Origin of the sequence: Nostoc sp. FACHB-152, from assembly GCF_014697475.1 — a bacterium.
GTDB lineage: Bacteria > Cyanobacteriota > Cyanobacteriia > Cyanobacteriales > Nostocaceae > Nostoc_B.
On the sequence record NZ_JACJRV010000168.1, the window covers coordinates 1 to 4,843 of the forward strand.

A 4,843-nucleotide genomic window follows, 5' to 3' on the forward strand; every position below is an offset into this window, starting at 1 on the left:
GGCATGGGCGACTAGTGGTTTTTGAGTTGTCGTTGTGAGAGACAACAACTCTACTACGAAACGCCCTACCTCTTCATGCTCTTATTTTGGCAACGGTATTGGATATTAGACAAGTTTTTTTAAAGTATGGCTCTGTTAAAAAACTTGTAGTTTCTACTAACCAGAAAACGGGTGAAAAGAGAAGCTTTGCAGTTGTAGAGATGGAAACAGACACTCAAGAAATTGCAGCAATTCAGGGGTTAAGAGGCACTGAATGGATGGGTTATAGCCTGAAAGTTAATCGAGCTAAAACCATTGCGGATGTAAGTTAAGAGTAAAACTTTGCTAAACTAGCGGTAAAACTATTGAATACACCTAGAAAGTTAAATTGTCTAGCATTGTATTCTCTAATACAATGACAACTAACCAATCTTCTGAGTCATCACCATTGGATTCTATTGCTGTTGAACCATTGACACAGAAGCAGCAAGATCAAAGCAATGAATTATTTCCTATAGTTGGAATTGCCGCATCTGCCGGGGGATTAGAAGCATTTACGCAGTTACTGAATAGTTTGCCTATCGACACTGGAATGGCGTTTGTGCTGATTCAGCACTTAGATCCAAATCAGAAGAGCCTGCTGACTGAAATCCTGGCGAAAACAACACAGATGCCCGTCCGTGAAGTGCAAAATGGTATGTTTGTCGAACCGAACCAGGTATATGTCATTCCGCCGAACACGAAGATGACGCTGGCTCAAGGGGTGTTGCAACTCATGCCCCGTGAGAAAATTCATGGGAAATATATGCCTGCTGATGCTTTTTTTACTTCCTTGGCGGCAGAAATAGGAAGCAAAGCCATCAGTGTTGTCTTATCTGGGAGTGATGGAGACGGCGCACAAGGATCAGAAGCAATTAAGGCGGCTGGCGGTATTACCTTTGCTCAGTGTGAAGCATCGGCACAATTCAGTAGTATGCCGAATACTGCCATTGCCACAGGTGATGTGGACTTTATTCTCCCACCGCGAAAAATTGCCGAGGAACTAGCAAAGATTGCTCGTCATCCCAACGTTACCCGTCCGATTTCTTCACAAACAGTTGAGCCACTCTCTAAAAGTGAGACTGCTTTGCCGGCAATCTTTGCAATGCTGTTCACCGCCACTGGTGTTGACTTTACGCATTATAAGCAAACGACTTTAAAGCGACGAATTGCTCGGCGGATGGTGCTGTATAACCTAGAAAGTCTAGAAGATTACGTGCAATATCTGCAAAATCATCCAGATGAAGTGCAAGCGCTGTACTACGAAATTTTAATCAGTGTCACCAGTTTTTTCCGTGATCTAGACGCTTATCAAGCTTTGAAACAAAGAGTATTTCCGGTAATAACTCAGGGAAAGTCAGTTGATGAGCCGATTCGGATCTGGGTACCAGGCTGTGCAACAGGGGAGGAAGTTTATTCAATTGCTATTTCTTTAATGGAATTTTTGGAGAATGTGCTTCCCAAACCGACTATTCAAATTTTTGCGACAGACATTAATGAGACAGCAATTGAAAAAGCTCGCTTAGGTATCTATAAACCAAGCCAAATAATTGATGTCTCACCAGAACGTCTAAGACGCTTCTTTAATCAAGTAGAGAGCGGCTATCAAATCAGCAAGCCGATTCGGGAACTTTGTGTTTTTGCTAAACAAAACCTGATCAGCGAACCGCCGTTTTCCAATCTGGATCTTATTAGTTGTCGTAATGTCTTGATTTACTTTGAATCTGTTTTGCAAAAGCAGGTGATGCCAATTTTTCATTACAGCCTCAAGCCCACTGGGTTTTTGATGTTAGGTATCGCCGAAAGTGCAGGAGAATTTTCCAACTTATTTACATTAGCCGACAGAAAAAACAATATTTATACCAAAAAATTAATACCTACTCCCCTGATCTTTAACTTTGCCACCAGCAACTATCCTGTAGCGAAAATAGCTGCTGATAAGTCCATGAGCCATAAGACTTGGGATATTGCTGACTTAAATCAACAGGCTGACCAGATTCTGTTGAATCATTATGTCCCAGTTGGCGTGATGATTAACGACAATATGGACATTCTGCAATTTCGCGGGGAAACCAGTCCCTATCTAAGACCAGCCCCTGGTGTTCCTAGTTTTAATTTGTTCAAAATGGCACGGAAAGGACTGCTGGAAGAATTGCGTACTGCGATTCATCAGGCAAAAAGGCAGAATGTTTCTGTGAGAAAGGAACAGATACAGATGGAAGGGGGCGAGCCGTCCAGGAAAGTTAACGTTGAGGTGATTCCGTTTCAGCCTGATTTAGTGGAAAGTCGCTGCTTTCTTGTTTTATTTGAAGATGTACCTGCCCTATCAAATCAACAACTAAGCATCAAAACTGGAAATGTAGAACCAGCAGATACACAGGAAATACTCCGACTTCAACAAGAACTGGCAACCACCAAGCAAGAACTTGCTGCTACTCAAGAATATTTGCAATTGATTAGTCAGGAGCATGAAGCCACCACTCAACACCTGAAAGTGGCAAATGAAGAAATCCTCTCCAGCAATGAGGAACTACAAAGCACTAATGAAGAGTTGCAAACAGCCAAAGAAGAGGTACAAGCAACCAACGAAGAACTACACACAACTAATCAAGAACTGCAAAGTCGCAATCTTGAATTACATAACGTCAATAATGACCTGTTGAATTTACTCAGTAGTGTTAATATTCCCATTCTCATACTGACTAACGATTTACGGATTCGGCGTTTCACACCAACAGCGCAGCGTTTATTTAATTTGATTCCGGCAGATGTGGGAAGACTACTGAGCGATATCCGCTCTACTATTGACGTGCCTAATTTAGAGTCATTGTTCATAGAGGTGATTGACACCTTAACTGTCCAAGAACTGGAGACGCAAGACCTAGAAGGGCGTTGGTACAATCTGCGAATTCGACCTTACCGAACTACAGACAATCAAATTGATGGCGTGGTGATGGTGTTGATGGATATTGATGCCCTCAAACGCAGTACAAACCAGTTGCAAGCAGCCCTTGATTACGCCGAAGCTGTGGTGGAAACTGTGCCAGAGCCTTTAGTAGTTCTCAATGCTGACTTACGAGTTATTAAAAGCAATCGGGCTTTTTATCGAATGTTTCAGGTAACGCCCGCCCAGACAGAACAGCAACTGATTTTTGAGCTAGGAAACGGTCATTGGAATCTTCCCCAACTGCGATCGCTCCTAGAAGACATTCTCACCCATAATACTCAGATTGAAGGTTTTGAAGTACAGCAAGTCTTTGAGAAAGTTGGGCAAAAAACTTTATTGCTGAATGGTTATAAAATCTTACAAGCAGGAAATGGGCAGATGATTCTGCTGGCAGTCCATGATATCACGCAGCAAAAGCAGTTTGAGGTAGAACGCGCCCAGCTATTGACTCAAGAACAGTCAGCCCGTTTGGAAGCAGAGGCATCTAACCGAACCAAGGATGAGTTTTTATCTATACTTTCCCATGAACTCCGCAATCCACTTCATGCCATTCTGGGGTGGTCTGAGTTACTCCACGGGCAGAAGCTTGATGCCGCTAAAATGAATCATGCAATTGAGATGATCCAGCGCAGTGCCAAGGCCCAAACCCAAATGATTGAGTCGCTTCTGGATATGTCGCGCATCATGACTGGCAAACTCCGTCTAAATGTTCGGACAATTAATCTCGCCCCTGTGATTGGAATCGCCCTTGAGGTCGTCAATACGTCAGCGTTAGCAAAAAATATTCAGATTGAATCCCGACTGCAACCTGGGATTGGAACAGTACTGGGTGATCCGGATCGCTTACAGCAGATAATTTGGAATTTAGTTTCTAATGCTATCAAATTTACCCCAAATGGAGGACTGGTTGAAGTTACATTAGAGCGTGTTCGCTCCCAAGCCCAGATTCAAGTTAGCGATACGGGTATTGGTATCTCTGCTGACTTTCTCCCTCATATCTTTGATCGCTTCCGCCAGGGTGACAGCAGTAAAACTCGCACCAATCAAGGATTAGGTTTGGGACTGTCGATTGTGCGTCATTTGGTCGAACTTCATGGCGGCACAGTTTATGCAGAAAGCCCAGGTGAGGGACTAGGAACAACTCTTACAGTCAGGCTGCCGCTAAACTCTTATCTGGAAGAGCATTTGTTGCCTAGTGATGCAGAGGTGATAGATTGCTTAGATGATCCCAGACCATCTATTGATGAAATTCCGTCATTGGATGGCTTGCATATACTTGTAGTAGATGACGATGCCGATATACGTAATTTAATGATCATTGGTTTACAAGATTACGGGGCGGAAGTAACTGCTGTCACCTCTGCGGAAGAAGCGTTATCAATACTTACAAGCAAACCTGGGATGTATGATGTGCTATTGTCTGACATTGGGATGCCGAACCAAGATGGCTATACCCTCATCCAGCAAGTTCGCTCTCTTCGTGCTGAGGCTGGCGGAGAAATTCCCGCAGCAGCAATGACAGGGTATACCAATAGTATTGATATCCAAGAATCTAGGAAAGCCGGTTTTCAAATGCACATTCCTAAACCCATCAAGCTAGCAGAATTGGTATTTATGGTTGCCAACTTAGCTGGCCGAACTAAAAATGCCTGAAGATAGCGGGACTTAAACATTTGTGAGGCAGAAATAAGCCTAAAAGCCATCCAAAGATAGAACCTCAACTGATTCCCCTTGGTCTAGTCTATAGGGCAATGAGTATTAAATATAACGTGAGTTCGACGGATGTTAAAAACCCCTCTCCAAACCTCTCCCCTGCAAGGAGAGAGGCTTTCAAAACTTGTTTTTTCGTTCAAAACTAGGAAGATTTATGCCCCTCTC

At 43.3% G+C, this 4,843-nt stretch carries 2 protein-coding genes; both read left to right on the forward strand.

The window, feature by feature from the left end; translation table 11 throughout:
- Positions 1-98 precede the first annotated feature (98 nt).
- Positions 99-311, forward strand: coding sequence for an RNA-binding protein (locus H6G76_RS36130; RefSeq protein WP_313934900.1), 213 nt, complete (start codon positions 99-101; stop codon positions 309-311).
- Positions 312-394: 83 nt separating this feature from the next.
- Positions 395-4,618 carry a chemotaxis protein CheB gene (locus H6G76_RS36135; protein WP_190710994.1) on the forward strand — a complete coding sequence of 1,408 codons (4,224 nt, stop codon included), beginning with the start codon at positions 395-397 and terminating at the stop codon, positions 4,616-4,618.
- The last annotated feature ends 225 nt before the right edge of the window (positions 4,619-4,843 follow it).